This window comes from Streptosporangium sp. NPDC003464 (assembly GCF_053588315.1).
In genome coordinates, this window is record NZ_JBSFPS010000442.1 from 1 (window position 1) to 4,740 (window position 4,740).

A 4,740-nucleotide genomic window follows, 5' to 3' on the forward strand; every position below is an offset into this window, starting at 1 on the left:
AGGGTGCTGGTCGCGGCCTTGCGGCGACGGAGTAAAGCGGTCAGGAGCCGGTGGAAGTGATCTAGGCTGCTGGTCTGCGGATGGAGGTAGTGGCGCGGGCGGTGGAAACGGCGTTGAAAGGCCGCCTCTGCCAGCGCGTCCCAGTAGGGCTCCGAGGTCTGCACCAGGCGGGCGAAGTCCGAGCGCGACATGCCGGTCAAGGCCGGATCGGTGAGCATCCAGGTCACGTCCGGATCGATCGGTTGGTTGGTCTCGGCTTCTTCGGAAAGTCTGGGAGGGGTGGGGGCCAGGGTGTAGTTCCAGTCGCCGTGGAATGCATCGGGTGTGATCGGCAGGGCATGAAACTCGGCGGGCGTGACGGCGGTGCCCAGTGGGTAGTTGCCGGTGTCCAGTTCGGCACTGATTCTCAGTCCGGCCTCTGTTGTCGTCGCGGCGATCGTCTCGATGACGACCTGGTAGCTGGTCAGCGGGCGGCCACGCCAGTTGGCGGTGATGTGGCAGAACATCCGGTGCTCGATCTTGTTCCACTTCGAAGTGCCGGGAGGAAAGTGGCAGACCGTGATCTCAAGGCCGCTCTCGCGGGCGAAGTCGTGTAGTTGCTTCTTCCATGTCCAGTAGCGGGGGTTGTTGGAGCCACCGGCGTCCGCGGTGATCAACAGCCGGGTGGCGTGCGGGTGGTCGAGACAACCGCGGCGTCGCCACCAGCGGCGGACGGACTCCACCGCGAACTCGGCGGTGTCGTGATCGGTTCCGACGTTGACCCAGCCGCTGTTGGTGGCGAGGTCGTAGATTCCGTAGGGGATGGCCACTGGCTGGTCGCTGGCGACGAGGGTGTGGCAGTCCACCTTGATCGGGTTCTTTCCCGGTTGCCAGGTACGTCCAGGCCGGTCGCGGTTGCCGAGCCACTGTTTGGCTTTGGTGTCGATGCTGATCACCGGCTGGTCGTCGTCGAGGAAGGCGGCGGCGGTGGCGTTGAGATGGGCAAACTGGGCGTCGCGATCCGGATGCCGGGTGCCTTCGGTGGTCTTGGCCGTGTCCTGCAGGCTGTAGCCCAGGCCGTGCAGCAGGTGGCCGACGGTTGTGGCACCGATCGGATGCTTCTGCGCGGAAAGGGCATGGGCCAGGCTGCGCAGCGACAGCGTGGTCCAGCGCAGCGGGGAGACGGGGTCGCCGCGAGTGTGCGGCTCGATCAGTGACTCAAGGGCCGGTAGCAGGCCGGGGTCGGTGACTGTCAACGGTTTGCGCCCGGCGCCCGAGGCCCGGATGCGGCGGGTCGGGGCGGGGTGCGTCTCCAGTTCGATGATGCCACGCGCGATGGTGGCGGTACTGATGCCGGAGGCTGCGGCCACCAGGGCAATCCCGCCATGGCCGAGCACGGCGGCCTCGCTGGCCAGGTAGAGGCGACGGCACCGCTCGTCAAGGTGCGGCAGGATCTGCTCGAACTTAGCCCGCAGCTCGGCTGCGGGTACATCTTCCTTCGAAGAGGCGGCCATGCTCCAGCGTCTCACCGTCGACCCGGTCCGGCAGATCAGCTCTGACAGTTATTCACGAACAAGCCCCGGGCCGGATCGAGAACTGCCAGCTGGGCGTCTTCCTCGCCTACGTCTCCTCCCGAGGGCGAGCGTTGATCGACCGGGAACTGTATCTGCCCAAATCCTGGATCGCCGACCAGGTACGGCGAGAGCAGGCCGGGATCGCGCCGCAGGTGGAACTCGCCACCAAACCGACCCTGGCACGCACGATGCTCGCCCGGGCGCTGGAGGCCGGCTCCCCTGGCGGTTGGGTGCCTTCCTCACCACCGCCCACCTGGGCGTGTTACGGCAGGTGGACGCGGTCTACCAGTTCCGGCACTCGAGGCTGCGCGACCGGCTGGCCGAGCAGTATCGGGGAGGCGCGGGGGCCGACAGGACGTAGTCCCCGCATCCGCCGCCGGGCATCCAGTAGTACAGGCAGCAGTTGCGCCGGACGAAGAACGGCCGCCCGGGAGGGGCCCCGTGGTAGGCCCTCCACTCGGGTCCGTGTCACCAGCCGTAGTACAAGTAGCTGTGAGTGATCGGTTCTCATCGTCCAACGGAGGAGCCAGGCCGCGTCGTGGCTGTTCATCGACCCGAGAAGAAGACTGGTTTCTTGGTTGACTGCGGAGCACTACGCTTCGCATCCTGGTCAAGGGTTCCGTCGAGGGGCTTTGACCTGGTCTTCCTCATTACTTTGGGCCTGGTGACACGAACCCGGGTGGAGGGCCGACCGGTGGGAGCCGTCGACGAGGCGGGACAGGACCCGGGTGCGGCGGTTGCTGCGCAGGCGGTCTACGACCGGGGCTCCGGTGCCGGTCACCGGGGCGAGGACGTCATTGCCGTCGAATCCCTTGCCCCACGGCACGAGCAGGTCGGGGTCAGCAGACGCGGCAGACGCTCAGCGTATTCGGTCTCCCCCGTGGCGATGGGCCCGAACGCCGCGCCGATCATCGCCCGGGTTCCGGTCTCTACGGGGGTCATCAGCCCCGGCTGGGGATGGCCGCCAAGGGCCAGCCGGTCGAGCCAAGCCCGGTTCGGGCCGGTAGCGGGCATCTTCAGCGAGCTACAGCCTTCGAAGAAGACCGTTCGGTAGGAGCCGAAGCGCGCCCCGGGCGTCACCGGCTGCGCCAGCAGGCCGCACAACACCTCGAACACTCTGCTTCACCGCCTCGCCCGAGCGCCTGCCTGACGCTTTTCGGACGCCCTCTGGGTTCGGGCGCCGCCCATGGAAACAGCGACACACCTATAGACCATGCGGAATCCGACTTTCGTAGGGGTGCCTGAAACCGAATGGCCGTAGTTCGTGAGGGCACGCATCCGCACAATTCTGATCATGAAGCTGACAACAACGGCACTGGCCCTTGCCGCCGGGATGACAATCGTGAACCCGGCCGCCGCCGCCGCAGAGACTTCCTGGTGCCCCAAGGTCACCGGGCATCAGATCAAGTGCGGAACGGTGAACCGCCCGCTCGTCCAGGGCAAGCCTCACCTCGGCACGATCGAGGTGGGATACGCCCTGGTCACCCGCCGTAACCGCGACCAGCCCGCGAAAAGCACTATCCTGGTCAATCCCGGTGGTCCCGGGGGTGCGCTCATCGACGCGGCAGGCATATTCACCCAAGGACTCGCCGACGCTTTGTCCGATCACGACCTTCTCCTCGTCGATCCACGCGGCACCGGCCACTCCACCCCGCTGAAGTGCGGCGCCTCCATCGGCGCGCTCAAGGTCGAGTCCAAGGCCGAGCTCGTGCGCCTGGTGGGCAGGTGCGGCGAGAAGTTCGGCCCGCGAGCCGAGGGCTACACCTCCGTGGCGACCGCCGACGATTTCGACGCCGTCCGCGCCAGGCTGGGCATCGACAAGGTCGTACTGTTCGGCCAGTCCTACGGCACCTACCTCATGCCGATCTACGCCCAACGCCACCCGGACACGGTTCAGTCCATCGTGCTGTCGGGGGCCTACCCGATCGACTTCGACTCCCTGGGTCGTTCCAGCGCGCAGGCCGTCTCGCTGAACCTGCACAAGGTCTGCCGGCGCAGCGGCGCATGCGACGGCGGCGAGGCCGTTCAGGATCTGGCCAAAGTCGCCACCCGGCTGCGCACCGCGCCCGTCGACATCCCCGTCACCGTCGACGGCCGACGCCGGACCTACCGGCTCACCGAGGACAGGCTGGCCATGATGATCTACGGGGAGTTCAGCGGCGTGGAGGCCGCGCCGGGCGAAGTGCCCGCGCTCGGCAGGCTGCCCCGGATGCTGCACCGGGCGGCCAGGGGGGACGACCGCGAGCTGGTCGCCCTGGTCAAGGAGGCGACCGAGCTGGCGGGTTCCGCGGAAGGGCCCGACGCCGGGCTGACGGCCGCGGTGGTCTGCAACGACTACCCGCGCACATGGCCGGTGGACGCCTCGCTCACCGAGCGCACCCGCGCCTTCGACCGGGCCCTCAAGCGGACCCGGCCCGGGGAGTTCGGCGCGTTCAGCGCCCGGGGATTCGCCAGGGCCCAGTTCGACGGCGGCGACACCTGCATGAACTGGCCGGCCAAGGGCACCGCCCGGCCGTATGTCTCCACCGGCCGCTTCCCCGACGTGCCGGTGCTGGTGCTCTCCGGCGACCTGGACGCCAACACCCCTGACGCCAACGGCCGTAAGGCCGCTGCCCAGTTCAGGCAGGGCGCATTCCTGTCCGTGCCCAACACCGGGCACGTGCCCGAGCTTGAGCCCAGCGGGTGCGTCTTCGGCATCATCACCGGCTTCATCCGCGAGGAGAAGGTCGGCGACACCTCCTGCGTGGCCGACATCCCGCCCGTCAAGGTCCTGCCTGTGAAATAAGGTCGCTCCTGACCGGCGTGTTAAGGCCGGGTTGATCATCAACCTTCGTGGCTGACCAGGTCAAGGTCGGCCTGCCCACGGGCAGCGGCCTCAGCGATCATCGCCTGCATTAGCTCCTCGAAGACGCCCGCCGTCGCCCACGACCGGAAGCGGTCGTAGACCGTGGACCACGGCCCGTACTCCTGGGGCAGATCCCGCCACGGGCTGCCGGTACGAAACCGCCACATCACCGCATTGAACTGCTGCCGCAGGTCCGGAATCGGACCGCGCTCACCCAAGGGCAGATGAGGATCGATCAAGGACCATTCGTCATCGGTGAGGTCTCCACGCGCCATGACCATGGCCTACCAGGACGGCAAGCACCGCGCAGGCAAATCCCGCTGATCTCAACCTCGTACAGGC

Annotated in this window: 4 protein-coding genes and 2 pseudogenes; 3 read left to right on the top strand and 3 right to left on the bottom strand. The window is 67.6% G+C overall.

What is annotated here, in order from left to right; translation table 11 throughout:
• Positions 1-1,493 (bottom strand): annotated as a pseudogene (locus ACWDS7_RS46695) (ISAzo13 family transposase); the annotation flags it as partial.
• Between the two features lie 68 nt (positions 1,494-1,561).
• Here ACWDS7_RS46695 and ACWDS7_RS46700 point away from each other — a divergent pair.
• Positions 1,562-1,783: pseudogene (locus ACWDS7_RS46700) on the top strand (transposase); the annotation flags it as partial.
• Entirely contained in the window at positions 1,780-1,914 is a 135-nt protein-coding gene (locus ACWDS7_RS46705; RefSeq protein ID WP_451934550.1) for a hypothetical protein, read from the top strand. The pseudogene ACWDS7_RS46700 and the gene ACWDS7_RS46705, both read left to right, overlap by 4 nt.
• Positions 1,915-2,330: 416 nt before the next feature.
• Here ACWDS7_RS46705 and ACWDS7_RS46710 read toward each other — a convergent pair whose 3' ends face one another.
• Complete coding sequence (locus tag ACWDS7_RS46710) at positions 2,331-2,669, bottom strand: hypothetical protein (RefSeq protein WP_451934551.1); 339 nt, start codon at positions 2,667-2,669, stop codon at positions 2,331-2,333.
• Positions 2,670-2,847: 178 nt separating this feature from the next.
• On the opposite strand from ACWDS7_RS46710, the gene ACWDS7_RS46715 reads away from it, so the two are divergent.
• Entirely contained in the window at positions 2,848-4,338 is a 1,491-nt protein-coding gene (locus ACWDS7_RS46715) for an alpha/beta fold hydrolase (RefSeq protein WP_451934552.1), read from the top strand.
• Positions 4,339-4,376: 38 nt separating this feature from the next.
• On the opposite strand, the gene ACWDS7_RS46720 is transcribed toward ACWDS7_RS46715, so the two are convergent.
• Positions 4,377-4,673, bottom strand: coding sequence for a transposase (locus ACWDS7_RS46720; protein WP_451934553.1), 297 nt, complete (start codon positions 4,671-4,673; stop codon positions 4,377-4,379).
• Positions 4,674-4,740 lie beyond the last annotated feature (67 nt).

Excerpts from the sequence above, each read along its gene's own strand:
- ACWDS7_RS46715 (WP_451934552.1), top strand. The coding sequence starts at position 2,848 with ATGAAGCTGACAACAACGGCACTGGCCCTTGCCGCCGGGATGACAATC.
- ACWDS7_RS46720 (WP_451934553.1), bottom strand. The coding sequence starts at position 4,673 with ATGGCGCGTGGAGACCTCACCGATGACGAATGGTCCTTGATCGATCCT.